This window comes from Chitinophaga flava, from assembly GCF_003308995.1.
GTDB lineage: Bacteria > Bacteroidota > Bacteroidia > Chitinophagales > Chitinophagaceae > Chitinophaga > Chitinophaga flava.
The window spans coordinates 599,762-616,595 of record NZ_QFFJ01000002.1; the positions used below are offsets into that span (position 1 = coordinate 599,762).

Consider the following 16,834-nt stretch of genomic DNA (forward strand, 5'->3'; position numbering starts at 1 on the left):
AGTAATTCATAGTTCGTAATTCGTAATCCGTAATTCGTAATTGAAATTAATATGAGCAGTCTTTTCGTAGCGATCTATAACTTTTTTGACCGGCATAAAACCGCGCTGTGGTGTTGTACCCTCGTGAGTTTTGCGCTGGTTGGCTTTTTAGCATCGCGTATCAGGCTGGAAGAAGATATCACTAAGATTTTACCCCAGGATAAGAAACTGGACAAACTGCAGCAGGTCTTCCAGGACTCCCGGTTTGCTGATAAGCTGGTAGTCACCCTTTCGCAGAAAGATACTACCCATGCGCCGGTGCCCGACAGTCTTACGGCCTGCGCTTCCTCTCTGATCAGCAGTGCCGGAAGCCAGTTGTCACCTTATATCCACGAGATACAGGGCCAGGCAAATGATACGATGGTCATGGGGCTGATGCAGGTGATACAGGACCATCTGCCCGTTTTCCTGGAAGCTGGCGACTATGCCAAAATAGACAGTCTGATCACACCTGCACAATTACAACAATCCCTGCAATATGATTATAATACGCTGATATCTCCTGCAGGCCTGGTATTAAAAAAGATGATACAGGCCGACCCGGTGGGCATCTCCTGGATAGGCGTAAAAAAACTGCAACACCTGCAGTATGATGATCAGTTTGAATTATACGACAGTTATGTGATGACGAAAGATCATCGTCATCTGATGATATTTATTACCCCGGCCAATCCGCCAGGTGCGACGAAGATAAACGCTAAATTCCTGCAGGGCCTCGACCATATTAAAGACAGTCTGGCCGCTCAGTATCCTGATATCAGTGTCCGCTATTTCGGCGGTACCGCTGTTTCTGCCGGCAACGCCACCCAGCTGCGGCAGGACACCCTGCTTACACAAGGTATCACCGTGGTATTGCTGGTAGCGCTTATCGCGTTGTTTTTCCGGAAAAAACGTGCACCCCTGCTGGTGATGTTGCCGGTGGCTTTCGGAGGACTTTTCTCCCTGGCCTGCATCTACCTGATCAAAGGACATATTGCAGTAATGGCGCTGGGCGCAGGGGCGGTGGTGCTGGGCATCGCTGTCAACTACTCCCTGCACGTGTTTAACCACTACCGGCATTCTCCTGATATCCGGGAAGTGATCGCTGATCTGGCTACGCCCATGACACTGGGAAGTTTTACTACTGTAGGTGGTTTCCTCTGCCTGCAGTTTGTACATTCGCCCATGCTGCAGGATGTAGGGCTGTTTGCCGCTCTCTGCCTGGTAGGCGCGGCACTGTTCTCTCTCATCTTTTTACCACATTGGATTGTATTAGGCAAAAATGCTGAGCAGCCACATACTCATCACGATAACTGGTTGGACCGCTTCTCGGCCCTGAAACCGGAGAAAAACAAATATCTGGTGGGCGCCATCTTCCTGCTGACCATCGTATTTTTCTTCACTGCCCGCAACGTATCATTCGAAAGTGATATGATGCGGATGAATTTTATGTCTCCCAAGCTGAAGGCGGCAGAAGAACATCTTAACTCTATCAATTCCTATACAGCGCGTTCTGTATATGTAGTGACAGACGGCGCCAACCTGGAATCAGCCCTTGAAAATGGTGAGCAGCTGATGCCCGCCATTCATGAGTTGCAGGCTGCCGGCGTTGTGAAAAAGTATGCCGGCGTACAGGCGTTACTGTTATCTGTCAAAGAACAACAGGCCCGCATAGACCGCTGGAATCATTACTGGACGCCGGAAAAGAAAACACAGCTGATGAACTGGCTGCGGAGTAACGGTCCGGCAGTGGGTTTCAGTGCTACGGCTTTTAACCGCTTTGATGAACTGTTGCAGCATCCTTTTGAAAAGATTTCCCCCGATGCATTACAGACCATTCGCAATGGCACTTTGGGCGATTTTATCATACAAAAAAATGGTAAGACAGCGATTGTTACACTGCTGAAAGTAGATCCCGACCATAAGCAGGCGGTATATGCCGCCTTTGAAAAATTCGGACATACTACGGTGCTGGATAAACAATATGCTGCCAACCGCCTGGTGGAAGTGATCAGAGAAGAATTCAACAGCATCGCCTGGATGACTTCCCTGCTGGTATTTACAGCCCTGCTGCTTTCTTATGGCAGGCTGGAACTGGCCCTCATCACTTTTGTGCCGATGGCCATCAGCTGGATTTGGATATTGGGTATTATGGGGCTTTTCGGGATCAAGTTTAATATTGTCAACATCATCCTTTCCACTTTTATTTTTGGGTTGGGAGATGACTACAGCATATTTATGATGGACGGGCTGTTGCAGGAATACAAGACAGGCAAAAAGACCTTGTCATCTTTCAAATCCTCCATCTTCCTGTCTGCTATCACCACTGTCCTCGGACTCGGTGTGCTCATCTTCGCCAAACATCCATCCCTACAGTCTATCGCCCTGATCTCCATCATTGGCATCAGTACGGTGGTATTGATTTCTCAGGTGATGATACCGGTGTTGTTCAACTGGTTGATCACTAACAGAGTGAAAAAGGGTTATGCCCCCTGGACCTGTAAAGGACTGGTGTTGTCGGTGTTTTCCTTTATGTATTTTACAGTTGGATGCCTCATCATGACAGTCGTGGGTTACTGTCTGATAAAGATCAATCCTTTTAATAAAACCAAAGGCAAGCTGCTGTATCACCGCATTTTATCGGCCTATACCCGGAGCGTGTTGTACATCATGGGCAATGTGAAAAAGCGGATTATCAACCCGGATAATGAGCAGCTGGAAAAGCCCGCCGTGATCATCAGCAATCACCAGTCTTTCCTGGACATTCTGGTATCTACGATGCTGAATCCGAAGGTGATCCTGCTGACTAACCAGTGGGTATGGCGTTCGCCCGTATTTGGCGCAGTAGTGCGGCTGGCAGACTATTATCCGGTGGCTGATGGTGCCGAAGGGGCCATCGAAAAACTCAGAGAAAAGGTAGCAGAAGGATATTCCATTGTGGTATATCCGGAAGGCACCAGATCACCAGATACTACGATCAAACGCTTCCATAAAGGGGCTTTTTATATTGCAGAAGAGCTGGGGCTGGACATATTACCGGTGATTATTCACGGTACCGCCTATACGATGACTAAAGGCGACTTCTTGCTGAAAGACGGACAGATAACCGTAAAATACCTGCCGCGTATTACGCTGCAGGATACTTCCTGGGGAGATAACTACAGCGCCCGTACGAAATCCATCAGCCGTTATTTCAAACAACAATACGAACTGCTGCGTCAGGAAATAGAGGTACCTGTTTATTTCAGGGAGCAGTTGAAATACAACTTCATCTACAAAGGTCCTGTGCTGGAATGGTATATGCGCGTAAAAACCAGTCTGGAAGGCAATTATGAGCTGTTTCATCAGTTGTTGCCTCAGGAAGGCCGCATACTGGACCTGGGCTGCGGCTACGGTTTTATGGACTATATGCTCAGTTATGCAGCCCCCGGCAGACAGATTACCGGTGTGGACTATGATGAAGATAAAATAGCCACAGCAGCGCATGGTTGTGGTAAACCAGATAATCTTCAGTTTATACATGGGGATATCTCTGATACGCCTTTTAAAAAATACGATGCCTTTATTTTGAGTGATGTGTTGCATTATCTGCAACCGGAAGAGCAGGAGCAGCTGTTGCAGCAATGCATCGAGGGCCTGGAGCCCAACGGTGTGATCATCGTACGCGATGGCGACAGTGACAAAAAGCAGCGGCATGAAGGCACCCGATTCAGTGAATTTTTATCTACCCGGGTAATAGGATTTAATAAGACGAAGAACAGGCAGTTGTCGTTTTTATCTGCTTCGCATGTGCGGAGTATGGTTAGCAAATATGGTGCGGTAGCGGAAGAGATAGACAACACCCGGTACACATCCAACATAATATTTGTTATTAAAAAATCTCCCCAAAAAAATTATGCACAACTATGATGTCATCATCATTGGTAGCGGCCTCGGTGGCCTGGTATGCGGTGCAATCCTGAGCCGGAACGGATACAGGGTACGCATATACGAAAAGAACCGTCAACCTGGTGGTTGCCTTCAGACTTTTTCCCGTGATAAAGTCATTTTCGATTCCGGAGTACACTATATCGGAGGACTTGGAGAAGGCGAAAATCTGCATAAGGTATTCAAATATGTGGGTATCCTCGATAAGCTGAAGCTGAAAAGAATGGATACGGACGGTTTTGATCATATCAATTTCGGTGCAGAAGATAAGGTATACCGCATCGCACAAGGCAGGGACCATTTCATCCGCACCCTGCTGGCTGATTTCCCCGAAGAAGAAGAGGCCCTGCATGCCTATTGTGACAAGGTTAGTGAAGTATGCAGCAAATTCCCCCTATATAACCTGCGGGTAGGGAATTATGAAGAAAAACAAAGTGTATTGCACCTCAACGCTGCGGAAGTGCTGGAAAGTATTACTTCCAATACCCGTCTGCAGCAGGTGTTGGCAGGCAACAACCTGTTATATGCCGGTGTGAAGGAGAAAACGCCTTTCTACGTACATGCGTTGGTGTTAAACAGTTATATGCACAGCTCCTGGAAATGTGTAGACGGCGGATCGCAGATAGCCCGCCTGTTGTGCCGCCAGATCACGGAAAACGGTGGTGAAATAGTGCGTAATACACAAGTGGAAAGGATTGTAGGTCAGGGTGACCGGGTAGATCATATTGTACTCGAAAACGGAGAAAAGGTGTATGCCAGCCATTTTATTTCCAACCTGCATCCTGCACAAACCACAGCGATGACAGAAAGTGAGATGATACGCGGCGCTTATCGCTCCCGGATGCAGAGCCTGGAAAATTCCTGTGGCGGTTTTGTACTCAATGTGGTATTGAAACCTGGTACCTTCCGGTATATCAACCACAACTATTATTACCATGCCACAGATGATGCCTGGGCCGGTATTCACTATACCGCCGCCGACTGGCCGCAAACCTACGCCATGTATGTATCTGCCAGCTCCCGGCATGAAACTTATGCCGACAGCCTGTCGATCATGACGTATATGCGTTATGATGAGCTGGCTCCCTGGCAACATACGTTTAATACAGAACAAAAGGAAGCCAGCAGAGGCGAAGACTACGAAGCATTTAAAATACAGAAAGCCGAACAGCTCATTGATTGTGTGGAGAAAAAATTCCCGGGATTCCGGAATTGTGTGCAGTCGTACTATGTGGCAACACCACTCTCTTACCGCGATTATATCGGTACCGGCGACGGCAGCATGTACGGTATCCTGAAAGATAATACAGATCCGCTGCGGACCATAGTTTCGGCCCGTACCCGGCTGTCTAATTTGTATCTTACGGGGCAAAACCTGAACTTGCATGGTATTTTAGGGGTCACCATGAGCAGTGTGATCACTTCAGCAGAACTATTGGGAATGGAATTCCTGGTAGATGAAATTAATCAGTCAATACTTAAATAAAAGTGGAAAAGAAAAAAAGAAGCGGATGGCGTAAGTTGGGACGGGTACTATTGTATTGCCTGGGCACCATCCTGGTACTGTTTATCGCACTGGCCATCTATCTGGTGTCTGTAAGCCGTATGACGCCTCCGGTGATCGCCGACCAGTCTGCCCTGCAGCTTCAGCGCAAACAGCTGGACAGCACCGCCTGGACCATCGGCAACAGCTGGTTCCGTAAAAGCAATAGCGGCCTCTACGAAATGTATGTGGAAGGAGCACCTTTTGAAAGAGGCGTTATCAACGGCAAATTGTCCGGAGAGCTGATCCGTCATCAGGAAGATGTTTTTGTAGGACAGATCAAAAAAATGATCCCTTCTACTTTCTATCTTCATTTTCTGAAATATTTCATCGGCTGGTTTAACCGCGATCTCTCCAATCATGTAGCGGAAGAGTTTAAAGAAGAGATTTATGGAGAATCTTTTTCTGCGGCTAACGGTTACGACTATATCGGCAGTAACTACGAAAGGCTGATGAACTACCACGGCGCCCATGATATAGGTCACGCGCTGCAAGGTATGATGCTGGTAGGTTGTACGTCCTTTGGTACCTGGAATGATCAGTCAGCAGACAGCAACCTGATCATCGGCCGCAACTTTGACTTCTACATGGGTGATCAGTTTGCAGAAGATAAAATGGTGGTGTTTTATCATCCTGATAAAGGGAACAACTTTATGTTCGTTACCTGGGGAGGCTTCACCGGTGTGGTTTCCGGCATGAATGATAAAGGCCTGACCGTCACCATCAACGCAGCTAAAACCAGTGTGCCTTCCGGCGCCGCAACACCTGTTTCGCTGGTGGCCAGAGAGATATTACAATATGCCGGCAACATACAGCAGGCCTGGGATATCGCTAAGAAACGCAAAATGTTCGTTTCAGAGTCTTTCCTCATCGGTTCTGCAGCAGATAACAAAGCAGTGGTGATAGAGAAAACACCGGAAGGTATGGACCTCTATGATCCCCAAAAGAGCTTTATCACCTGTACCAACCACTTCCAGGGCGATTCACTGGGCAGTCTGGCTTCCAATAAATTGCAGATCAGCGAGAGCGCTTCCGAGTACCGCTATGAGCGGCTGAATGAGTTACTGAAAGAAAAAGGTCCGAATACCGTACAGAAAACAATCAGCATTCTCCGCGACCGTAAAGGGTTGCATGGCGCCGATATAGGGCTGGGCAATGAAAAAGCTATCAACCAGTTCATCGCACACCATGCCATTGTATTTGAGCCGAAGAAACGAATGGTATGGGTATCCGCCGCACCTTGGCAGCTGGGGCAGTTTGTAGCCTACGATCTCAACAAGATCTTCAGCATGCATGGCCTCGATAGCGATCATGAAGTGTATGACAGTGTGCAAAATGTGCCTGCTGATTCTTTCCTGCTGACAAAAGATTACGCTTCATTTCAGGTGTTCCGTCAGCTGAAAGCGAAAATGCAGGATGGTAAAGATATTGACACGAAAGCGCTGGTAGCTTCCAATCCGGAATTTTATCATACTTATGTACTGGCCGGTGATTACCACTTCAAACGTGGTAACTATACCCAGGCCAGACAATACTATGAAACGGCCCTCACCAAAGTGATCGCCACCAAAGGAGAAGAAACACATATCCGCAAACAGCTGGAAAAATGTAACGCTAAACTCAGCAAACAATGATTGTTGGCATAGGCACCGATATTACAGATGTAGCCCGCATAACAGACAAAGTGGCTAAGGGAAAAGGTTTCCGCGAGCTGGTGTTTACACCGCTGGAGATTACCTACTGTGAGCAGCAGGCTGCTCCGGGAGAGAGTTATGCAGCCCGTTTTGCCGCCAAAGAAGCCTTCCTGAAAGCGTTGGGCACCGGCTGGGGTAATGGTGGTGTCAACTTCAACGAAATAGAAATACGCAATGATGCTGCTGGCCGGCCGGAACTGTTTCTACTGGCACATAACGACAGATTCGCATCGTTGGGTGTAAAAAAAATATGGGTGTCATTGTCACACGAAAAAAATGCGGCTGTGGCAATGGTGATTCTCGAAAACTAAAGATTACATATGTACATCCCGGATATTGAACTTCAATCACAGACAGATATCAAAGCATTCCAGGAAAAGGAAGTTATGCGGTTATTAGGTTATCTGCGTGAGTTTTCTCCCTTTTACCGGTCGTGGTTTAAGAAACATGATATCCGGCCCGATCAGGTGCGCACCCTGGAAGATTTCACCCAGATACCACCTGTAACAAAAGAAGAACTGCAGGAACACAACTGGGAGTTCCTCTGTGTGGATAAAAGCCGGATCGCGGAATATACCACTACCTCCGGTACGCTGGGACGTCCTGTGATCATCGCACTCACAGAAAAAGACCTGCAAAGGCTTAGCTACAACGAATACATTTCCTTCTGCTGCGCAGATGGAACAGAAAATGATATTTACCAGCTGATGCTTACCCTCGACCGGCAGTTTATGGCCGGTATGGCCTATTACAACGGTATCCGCAAACTGGGTGCCGGCGTACTGCGTGTAGGCCCCGGCGTGCCCAGCATGCAGTGGGAGAACATCAAACGCATCAAACCCACTACCATCGTAGGTGTACCTTCCTTTATCGTAAAGCTGATCGCCTACGCGAAAGAACATCATATCGATATCAATGAAACTTCTGTGAGGAAAGCCGTTTGCATCGGTGAAAATATCCGTAACACAGATTTTTCTCTCAACGTACTGGGTAAAAAAATCACAGAGCAATGGAATATACAACTGTATTCCACCTACGCATCCACAGAGATGCAGACCGCCTTTACCGAATGTAAGGAAGGCCGTGGCGGACACCATCACCCTGAACTGTTGTATGTAGAGCTGCTGGATGAAAACAATCAGCCTGTAGCTCCCGGTGAAGAAGGTGAAGTGACCATCACCACCCTGGGCGTGGAAGGAATGCCGCTGCTGCGCTACAAAACAGGAGACATCTGTCAGTACCACCAGGATATCTGCAGCTGCGGCCGCCATACACTGCGGTTGTCACCTGTTATCGGCCGGAAAAAACAGATGATCAAATACAAAGGTACCACCCTGTATCCACCTGCATTATTCGACCTGCTCAACGATATGGAAGAAGTGAAAGAGTTTGTAGTAGAAGTGTATTCCAACGAACTGGGCACCGATGAAATCCTGCTACACCTCTGGCCTACAGAAGAATCAGAAGAGATGGACAGAAAAATAAAATCCTATCTCCAGGCCAAACTGAGAGTAATACCACAGGTGAAATACTGCGGCCAGCAGGACATCATACGGATGCAATTCCCAGAGAACAGCAGGAAACCCGTGAAGTTTGTAGACAACAGAAATTAAGGCTATTTTGTATTTTCGATAGTAAAGAACAAGGGCTGGCCATTTTTGGTCAGCCCTGTTTTTATAGGTGCTGCACCATACCTCGTTTGCGGCTTTGGTAAAAAAGAATATCCTTACCGATTTATCTAATAACACAATTGATTCTTTAATTAACAAAGCATCGCAAGTAGACTTCGCTGTATTTATTTTCTCTCCTGATGATCTGATTTTAAAGAGGAATAAGGAAACAAAAGTTGTTAGAGATAATGTGATTTTTGAGCTTGGACTTTTTATTGGAACTATAGGTAAAGCTAGGTGCTATATAGTAAAGCCGAGAAATGTTGAGTTACATTTTCCTACTGATTTATTAGGGCTAACAACTACAGACTATGAATCAAATAGATCGGATGGAGATCTAAGTTCTGCCTTGAATTTGGCCTGTAGCCTAATAAAGAAAGAAATTTCCAAACTTGGACTATTAGATATTAAGTCGTTGGGAGCAAAGGAAACAACAGTTAAAGAATCAGTTATGACCTTTACCGACGTGGATTTTCGAGTTTTAGCCAAGTTATTATCGACTCATACTTCTTTTTCAGGAGGATTCCGATTATGGGATATAAAAAGGGAGCTTGATATTCAGGAAAGTTTTGTAGATCTCTCTTCTATTAAGCTGGAAAGCATGGGGTTTGTCCAAAAACGTAACAGCAGCGAAAATGACGGATATGAATACTATTCATACACAATTACACAAGATGGAATAAACTACTTATTGCAGAATGAAGAAAAGCTTCATTCTATTTCTAGGATAAGTAAAAATAAGAATGGGAGATTGGTAGATAATGGTGATGACTTACCCTTTTAAAGATTTTGAGTTGGTCATTTGGATGAGCGCAATAAGTCTTTAGCAGGCACTCTGTGGGCATGTCCTTTTAGATCTCCAATAACCAGATCTTTATTACTGGCGGCTCTGGCTTCTACCAGTTTTCTGACAGCCTTTTGCACACCTTGCTGAATCTTTTCAGAAAATGCCAGTAACTCTTTTTGCTTGTTAGTCATTGATTTTGCTTTGTTGTAAAATTATACCCCAAATATCGGTATTAATCACGAGTTTTTCACCTTCTCCAAATCCGGAAGCAATTATTGCAGGTTCAGATGTCATGCTGTTTATGACACTCCATTCATAACATATTGGAATATATATGTTTATCAGGTTATGTATTCCCCGGTAATATCGGCGTTCGATTATCTCTGTGGGAATATTATGTCCGCCGTTTTCTACTCTTTCATCTACTCTTTTTCTGGCGACTTCGGGCGAACTAAGCCAGAAATACAGCAACACTACCTTATACCCGGCTTTTTTCGCTTTTTCTACCAGTGACTTATAACTTCTCGTCGCCAGTGTTGTCTCAAATGCAAAATCCTCTTTTTCTTCCAGTAGTTGATGAATCCTTTTGAGCATAAGCTTTCCGGCTTCCACTGCTACTTTTTCCGGATTAAAGGGAGACAGACCTGCAGCGATATTGTCTGCATTCACAAACTCCCTGCAATGCAATATCTCCGGTAGTATGGTAAAACTGGCGGTAGTTTTACCTGCACCATTACAACCTGATATGATATAAAGATTCGGCATATAATCAGAATTCTATTAAAGCATCTGCTTTCGGATTATCCAACTTGGTACTTTTCCTTTTCCCGCCAACGATCACATGGACCATATTGATCTGGTTGGGATGTTGTCTATACAGGATATCATTTTTGATCATCACCTTTTTGGGGGCGGAAACATTATCTGCTTCCAGGAAACTCCATACGGCATCTTCTTCAATCTTATAGCCCAGAAAGCGCAGGGGTACAGGCTTCCCGTCGAGTGTCAGCTGAAGGTGATGGGAGAGGTAGTCGGCGATGAGTTTATCTACCTGCTGCCGGTTGGCAGGTTTGGTGATATCAAAGGTAGTGTTGTATTGCGCTTTCAGCGTATTTTCAAGGTCGTCGGTGAAAATACGGCAGCTGACTTCCAGTTCCTTTTTGGCTGCATTGTGTGTAATCTCGGTAACACTCACATAGAACGGGTGTAGAATGGCCATGCAGGCTATTGTCCACCATTTACATAATAATAACCCCACTAGACTAATTTTTTTGGGAAAATTAATTTTTAGTTTCTATAATTACCAAATTTAGATAAAAGTAGGGCAATGGACGCGTTGTATTTTGAGCTGGGATGGCAACATATTCTCAATTGGGAAGGTTATGATCATATTCTTTTTGTGATTGCCCTGAGTGCGATTTACCTGATGAAAGAATGGAAAAAACTGCTGGTTTTAGTGACTGCCTTCACCATAGGACATTCTATTACGCTGGCTTTAAGTGTATTACACATTATCAGGATATCCAGTTCCCTGGTGGAGTTTCTGATTCCGGTGACCATCTGTATCACAGCATTATCCAACATTCTGAGAAAAGATGAGGAGCCGCAGAACCTGCAGCTCAACTACTTCTATGCTTTGTTCTTCGGCCTGATCCATGGATTGGGTTTTTCCAATTATCTGAAAAGCCTGCTGGGCACACAGGCCAATATCGTGCAGCCGCTGCTGGGTTTTAACATCGGCCTGGAATTCGGGCAGCTGCTCATTGTGGCCATAGTGATGCTGCTGTCAGGGACGATTGTCAACATCGGGCGGGTAAGCCGCCGCGACTGGAATATGTTTTTATCTTCTGCTACCTTTGGTATTGCCTTTCTCATGGTTGTCCAGGGCGTAAGAGAGCTATTGAAATAATTGAAATCTAAATCCGTTTATGAGAAAAAATCTGTACCTCCTTGGTATTTTATGCAGTACTGCCTTTACACTGCATGCACAAAACAACCCGGGGTCCAACCATGGTAACCGCTTCGAACAGCTGGGAACCATGCTGCAGACGCCCAATATGTACCGCTCCGCTTCCGGAGCGCCGGGGCCTAAATACTGGCAACAACGCGCCGATTATGAAATAGCGGCCGAACTGGATGATGCCAAACAGAAACTGACCGGTGCAGAAACCATCACCTACTTTAATAATTCTCCGGACCCGCTTACCTACCTCTGGCTGCAGCTGGATGAGAACGAGCATGACCCGAAAAGCGATAACCGCAGCTTCGACGGTAGTAAGATGTCTGATAAAATGACGCTGAAAGAAATCAACAGTATCCTGCCACCTACCGGCGATCTGGGCGTTAAAATCGTGAAAGTGACTGATGCGGATGGTAAAGTACTGCCTTATACCATCAATCAGACGATGATGCGGATAGACCTGCCTAAAACCCTGATGCCGGGAGAAAAATACCGCTTCAAGATAGAATGGTGGTACAACCTGTCTGACCGTATGACCACCGGTGGCCGTGGTGGTTATGAATATTTCCCGGAAGACAAAAACTATCTCTATACCATCACACAATGGTATCCACGCATGGCCGTGTATTCCGATTTCCAGGGATGGCAGAATAAACAGTTCACCGGCAGAGGTGAATTTGCCCTCACTTTCGGCAATTTCCGTGTACGCTTTACCGTACCCGCCGACCATGTGGTAGGTGCTACCGGCGAATGCCAGAACTATAAGGAAATGCTGTCCCCTGCACAGTTCCAGCGCTGGCAGCAGGCACAGAGCTCAAAAGAGCCCGTGGAAGTAGTAACACTGGACGATGCTAAAAAAGCCTTACAGAGCAAGGCGGGCGCCCGTAAAACATGGGTGTATGAAGCACAGAACGTACGCGACTTCGCCCTCGTTTCTTCCCGTCGCCTTGTGTGGGACGCTATGCCTGCCAACGTAGAAGGCAAAAAGGTGATGGCGATGTCTTACTATGGTCCGGAAGCTTATCCGCTGTACCGTCGTTATTCTACCAAAGTGGTGGCACATACTGTAAAATCCTACTCCCAACATACTATCCCGTATCCTTATCCGGTGGCCATCTCCGTAGAAGCAGCCAACGGTATGGAATACCCGATGATCTGCTTCAACTACGGCCGCGCCGATAAAGACGGTACTTATTCCGAAGCTACCAAAAACGGTATGATTGGCGTGATCACCCACGAAGTAGGCCACAACTTCTTCCCGATGATCGTCAACTCCGACGAAAGGCAGTGGTCCTGGATGGATGAAGGGCTGAACACCTTCTGTCAGTTTATGGCTGAACAGGAATGGGACAGCAACTTCCCTTCCTCCCGTGGTCCGGCACATAAGATCGTTGACTACATGAAAATGCCGAAAGACCAGCTGGAACCGATCATGACCAACTCTGAAAATATTATTCAGTTTGGACCTAATGCATATGCCAAACCGGCCACAGCCCTCAATATCCTGCGTGAAACCGTAATGGGCCGCGAACTGTTTGATTTTGCTTTCCGTGAATATGCCCGCCGCTGGGCCTTTAAACATCCTACCCCGGCAGATTTCTTCCGTACTATGGAAGATGCTTCTGCGGTAGACCTGGACTGGTTCTGGCGTGGATGGTTCTTTACCACCGAACCGGTTGATATCTCCATCGACAGCGTAAAATGGTTCAGCATGGACGCTAAAAATCCGGCTGAAACCAACAAGGCAGCGCAGGCCGCTTATGATAAAAATATGGAGCATGTAGCCCGTCAGCGCAACAAAGCTGCAGGCATGAAATATGTAGTAGACCAGGACACCAGCCTGCAGGATTTCTACAGCAAATGGAACCGCTTTGAAGTGACCAGCGAAGACAAAGCTGCCTATGAGCAGTTTTACAGCAGCCTGTCTCCTGAAGAAAAAGCGATGTACGACAGCAAAAAGAACTTCTACGAAGTGACTTTTTCCAACGTAGGCGGACTGGTAATGCCGCTGATCCTGGAATGGACATTTGCAGATGGTACTAAGGAAACAGACCGTATCTCTGCTTATATCTGGCGAAAAAATGAAAACCAGGTCACCAAAGTATTTGCGAAAGACAAAAAAGTAGTGTCGCTGAAACTGGACCCGCTCCGCGAAACAGCTGATATCGACGAAAGCAATAACAGCTGGCCGCGTGAAGCAAGCCCTTCCCGGTTCGAAATGTTTAAAAGCGCTACCGGCGTAAGAGGTGCGTCCACCGGTGATAATCCGATGAAAAAAGCCCTTAATAAATAATGTTGATGAAACACACGCTCACCGTCTTCTTGTTTTTGTTCTTCCTGCAGATGGTCCGCGCTGCGGATGTTGATACGATCAGCATTCCCAGTGCAGCTATGCACCGCAGTTACAGGTGCGTGGTCATTACACCGGCTTCATACAAGGAAGGTACCCGGCGTTATCCGGTGGTGTACCTGTTGCATGGCCATGGTGGCAATTATGCCAACTGGATTCGTAAAGTGCCTGCTGTAAAGGAACTGGCAGATACCTACCAATGTATGATCGTATGCCCGGATGGAGCGATCAGCAGCTGGTATGTTGATAGCCCGGTAGACAGCACTATACGGTTTGAGACCTATGTAGGAAAAGAAATACCGGCATATATTGACCAGCACTACCAAACCCTGCCAGAACCGCGTTATCGCGCTATTACAGGGCTTAGTATGGGCGGCCATGGTGCGTTGTACCTCGCCATCCGGCATCCGGAAGTGTTTGGTGCAGCCGGCAGTATAAGTGGTGGCGTGGATTTAAGGCCTTTTCCCAAAAACTGGGATATTGCCAAAAGACTGGGCCCTCCGGGAGTAGACGGTACTAACTGGACCGGTTATACGGTTATCGGTCAGCTCGATAGGCTGAAACCCGGTACCCTGCCCATGATTATTGATTGTGGTGTAAAAGATTTCTTTATCGACGTGAACCGCGACCTGCATAAAAAACTGCTCGAAAAAGGTATCGATCACGACTATACGGAACGTCCCGGGCAACACGACTGGGATTACTGGGCCAATTCGATACAGTATCAGTTACTCTTTTTCCATCGTTTCTTTCAGTAAACAATAACCGTCACATTCAGCATAAAGAAGCCGTCCCGGGATCGGGACGGCTTTTTAACTTGCTAATATGTCCTGTTGATCTATGAAAAATAAGTTTGTCGCAAAGGGAAAAAGACGGCCGGAGGTAAGATTACAGGCGGCCGGATTATTTTCATGTGACCTAAGTTGAATGCTAAGCGAAATCATTTGCTTTTATCCCATCGTAGATGGATATTACTATCGTCGTGTCTTCAATGAGCATGCAGTCAGAATCGTGTGTGCGTTAACGTTGTTAGTCTATAGGTTTTGCGAACTGTCTGTTGATCCCCGGGAAAGGAGTCGGATCAACTCCCCGATAGTACCATCTCCATAAAATATTTTTTAACTTTTTTTAATGTGTAATTGTTACACATTGATAACATACTTACTATCATAAAAAAAGCCGGTCCTCGATAGGACCGGCATTTTTTTTTATGCACGCGATTCAAAATAAGTATATCAACAAAGTCAGTGAGGTATGTCCCACCAGAGTCTCACACCACCTTCGTCTTTAGGATTGGGGCCTAATAACAGGATGGCTTTTTGTACTTCCGCTTTATTGGAAGTATATTCTGTGTTGGGGAATGGTATTCTTCTGATTTGTATGTCAGTATTGATGGTCCCGTTGCTTAAGTTATTTACAACAGGGAACAGTCTGGGATAGCCGGTACGTCTGAATTCGCTCCAGGCTTCCTGTCCTTCCGGATACATAGCGATCCATTTCTGGGTGATGATACGTTCCAGTTTTTCGTTGAAATCACCGGCATCGTTCCATTTGATGGTGATTTTAGATAACGCAGGGGAGTTGTTGGCCGCATTGCGGGGATCTACGTAATCAATTGGTTTGCTGATGTCGTCTGTTACATAGGCATTAACATCAGCCGGAGCGGCATCCCATTGGGCGAAAGAAGCCCTCATACCTTTTTCATACAGTTCGCCAGGAGTTCCTCCGGCGTTGTTCCATCCTCTCAGAGCCGCTTCTGCGCGCAGGAAGAATACTTCTGCGGAAGTCATCAGCTGTATGGGAGTGTTGGCGCGGAATGTTTTGGTTTCCGCATTAGCAGGAACGGAATAGCCGTTATAGTCTGGTTTGGCGGTCACCTGGCTACCGATACGGATACCTTTGTAGGTGCCGGGATAGGCGGTAGCATGGTCGAAATATTTAGGCAAGCGGGGGTCTTTATATCCTACCAGGATAGACTCCATAGAGGCGTTCATGGCGTTGTCTGTCCAGGATGTTACGATAGTGAACAGCGGATTTTTCAAACCGAAGCCGGAAACATTGGCATTGTCCCTGGTAACTTCCAGCAGGCCGCCTTTGGCAGGGTCCAGTGCTTTTTCACCTTCTTCTTTTGCTTTGGCAGCATTTACGTTGGAGATACGGATCGCCAGACGCAGACGAAGGGAGTTGGCAAACTTGATCCATTGTTTGTAATCACCGCCATACAGCATATCAAATTTGCTGAAGAGGGAAACACCCGGATTAGCGGCAACATACGTATTCAGTGAGGTTACAGCAGTATCCAGCTCTTTAAAGAAGCGGGTGTACACATCTTCCTGTTTGTCGTAGGCAGAAGTAGTTCCGCCACTGCCATAAGAGCTGTAAGGAATAGGACCATAGATATCTGTTACCCGGTGCATGGCTTCTACCCTGAGGATCAGCGCGATGGCCCAGAACTCAGGAGCTTTAGCCGGTGCGCCTCTTCTTTTTACTTCGGCGATAGGCGCCATCACGTTATTGTAAGCCAGGTTGAAGGCGGAAGCATTCCAGTCATCTACCAGTGAATAGGTCATGTTATTGATGTTACCGCGGAAGTTATTTGGCGGCATCAGATAACCGGAGTACACGTCGCCCATCAGGTTTTGTTGCAGCTGAAAATCGGAGTTCGTGTTGTTGAAGTTGAAATAGATGGAAGACTGTATCTGTGGGAAGAAGCCACCGATATAGTTGAAGTCTGGCCTCAGCGCGTCTTCGGTCAACCCGGTATTGTCTGTATTGTATTCCTCGAAGTTTTTGGTACAGGCATTAAGACCAAGGATACCAGCCGCCAGCGCGATGACCGCTACTGGCTTATATAGTTTGAATCTGAGCTTTTTCATCTGTGTTGA

General features: G+C 46.6%; 13 protein-coding genes. 9 read left to right on the forward strand and 4 right to left on the reverse strand.

Going from position 1 to position 16,834, the window contains the following annotated elements:
- Positions 1 to 51: 51 nt before the first annotated feature.
- The 6 genes from DF182_RS18880 (at position 52) to DF182_RS18905 (ending at position 9,636) form a co-directional block, all read left to right on the forward strand.
- Complete coding sequence (locus tag DF182_RS18880) at positions 52 to 3,927, forward strand: trifunctional MMPL family transporter/lysophospholipid acyltransferase/class I SAM-dependent methyltransferase (RefSeq protein WP_113617382.1); 3,876 nt, start codon at positions 52 to 54, stop codon at positions 3,925 to 3,927.
- Positions 3,914 to 5,431, forward strand: coding sequence for a phytoene desaturase family protein (locus tag DF182_RS18885; RefSeq protein WP_113617383.1), 1,518 nt, complete (start codon positions 3,914 to 3,916; stop codon positions 5,429 to 5,431). The genes DF182_RS18880 and DF182_RS18885 overlap by 14 nt, the downstream gene beginning before the upstream one ends.
- Positions 5,432 to 5,433: 2 nt before the next feature.
- Positions 5,434 to 7,122, forward strand: coding sequence for a C45 family autoproteolytic acyltransferase/hydolase (locus DF182_RS18890; protein ID WP_245957486.1), 1,689 nt, complete (start codon positions 5,434 to 5,436; stop codon positions 7,120 to 7,122).
- Positions 7,119 to 7,493 (forward strand): holo-ACP synthase, encoded by a 375-nt coding sequence (gene acpS, locus DF182_RS18895; protein ID WP_113617385.1) that lies wholly within the window; start codon positions 7,119 to 7,121, stop codon positions 7,491 to 7,493. Before DF182_RS18890 ends, acpS begins: the two co-directional genes overlap by 4 nt.
- Before the next feature lie 9 nt (positions 7,494 to 7,502).
- Positions 7,503 to 8,795: a phenylacetate--CoA ligase family protein gene (locus tag DF182_RS18900; protein ID WP_113617386.1), complete on the forward strand. Its 1,293-nt coding sequence runs from the start codon at positions 7,503 to 7,505 to the stop codon at positions 8,793 to 8,795.
- A gap of 67 nt (positions 8,796 to 8,862) precedes the next feature.
- Positions 8,863 to 9,636 carry a TIR domain-containing protein gene (locus DF182_RS18905; protein ID WP_113617387.1) on the forward strand — a complete coding sequence of 258 codons (774 nt, stop codon included), beginning with the start codon at positions 8,863 to 8,865 and terminating at the stop codon, positions 9,634 to 9,636.
- Between the two features lie 14 nt (positions 9,637 to 9,650).
- Here DF182_RS18905 and DF182_RS18910 read toward each other — a convergent pair whose 3' ends face one another.
- From DF182_RS18910 to DF182_RS18920, 3 genes are read right to left on the reverse strand one after another with little or no spacing between them, the layout of a single operon-like run.
- Positions 9,651 to 9,830 carry a hypothetical protein gene (locus tag DF182_RS18910; RefSeq protein WP_113617388.1) on the reverse strand — a complete coding sequence of 60 codons (180 nt, stop codon included), beginning with the start codon at positions 9,828 to 9,830 and terminating at the stop codon, positions 9,651 to 9,653.
- Entirely contained in the window at positions 9,823 to 10,404 is a 582-nt protein-coding gene (locus DF182_RS18915) for a zeta toxin family protein (RefSeq protein WP_113617389.1), read from the reverse strand. The genes DF182_RS18910 and DF182_RS18915 overlap by 8 nt, the downstream gene beginning before the upstream one ends.
- Positions 10,405 to 10,408: 4 nt before the next feature.
- Positions 10,409 to 10,858 (reverse strand): DUF6702 family protein, encoded by a 450-nt coding sequence (locus DF182_RS18920; protein ID WP_245957487.1) that lies wholly within the window; start codon positions 10,856 to 10,858, stop codon positions 10,409 to 10,411.
- Positions 10,859 to 10,966: 108 nt separating this feature from the next.
- Here DF182_RS18920 and DF182_RS18925 point away from each other — a divergent pair, with 108 nt between their 5' ends.
- From DF182_RS18925 to DF182_RS18935, 3 genes are read left to right on the forward strand one after another with little or no spacing between them, the layout of a single operon-like run.
- Positions 10,967 to 11,548 (forward strand): HupE/UreJ family protein, encoded by a 582-nt coding sequence (locus DF182_RS18925; protein WP_113617391.1) that lies wholly within the window; start codon positions 10,967 to 10,969, stop codon positions 11,546 to 11,548.
- Positions 11,549 to 11,567: 19 nt separating this feature from the next.
- A complete protein-coding gene (locus DF182_RS18930; protein ID WP_113617392.1) occupies positions 11,568 to 13,892 on the forward strand; it encodes a M1 family metallopeptidase in 2,325 nt (774 codons plus the stop codon).
- Positions 13,893 to 13,897: 5 nt separating this feature from the next.
- A complete protein-coding gene (locus tag DF182_RS18935; RefSeq protein ID WP_113619638.1) occupies positions 13,898 to 14,707 on the forward strand; it encodes an alpha/beta hydrolase in 810 nt (269 codons plus the stop codon).
- A gap of 486 nt (positions 14,708 to 15,193) precedes the next feature.
- Here the strand turns inward: DF182_RS18935 and DF182_RS18940 are convergent, their stop codons facing one another.
- Complete coding sequence (locus tag DF182_RS18940; RefSeq protein ID WP_113617393.1) at positions 15,194 to 16,825, reverse strand: RagB/SusD family nutrient uptake outer membrane protein; 1,632 nt, start codon at positions 16,823 to 16,825, stop codon at positions 15,194 to 15,196.
- Positions 16,826 to 16,834: the final 9 nt, after the last annotated feature.

Coding starts and splice junctions, on each gene's coding strand:
- DF182_RS18880 (WP_113617382.1), top strand. CDS start 52: ATGAGCAGTCTTTTCGTAGCGATCTATAACTTTTTTGACCGGCATAAA.
- DF182_RS18885 (WP_113617383.1), top strand. CDS start 3,914: ATGCACAACTATGATGTCATCATCATTGGTAGCGGCCTCGGTGGCCTG.
- acpS (WP_113617385.1), top strand. CDS start 7,119: ATGATTGTTGGCATAGGCACCGATATTACAGATGTAGCCCGCATAACA.
- DF182_RS18900 (WP_113617386.1), top strand. CDS start 7,503: ATGTACATCCCGGATATTGAACTTCAATCACAGACAGATATCAAAGCA.
- DF182_RS18910 (WP_113617388.1), bottom strand. CDS start 9,830: ATGACTAACAAGCAAAAAGAGTTACTGGCATTTTCTGAAAAGATTCAG.
- DF182_RS18915 (WP_113617389.1), bottom strand. CDS start 10,404: ATGCCGAATCTTTATATCATATCAGGTTGTAATGGTGCAGGTAAAACT.
- DF182_RS18920 (WP_245957487.1), bottom strand. CDS start 10,858: ATGGCCATTCTACACCCGTTCTATGTGAGTGTTACCGAGATTACACAC.
- DF182_RS18925 (WP_113617391.1), top strand. CDS start 10,967: ATGGACGCGTTGTATTTTGAGCTGGGATGGCAACATATTCTCAATTGG.
- DF182_RS18930 (WP_113617392.1), top strand. CDS start 11,568: ATGAGAAAAAATCTGTACCTCCTTGGTATTTTATGCAGTACTGCCTTT.
- DF182_RS18935 (WP_113619638.1), top strand. CDS start 13,898: ATGAAACACACGCTCACCGTCTTCTTGTTTTTGTTCTTCCTGCAGATG.
- DF182_RS18940 (WP_113617393.1), bottom strand. CDS start 16,825: ATGAAAAAGCTCAGATTCAAACTATATAAGCCAGTAGCGGTCATCGCG.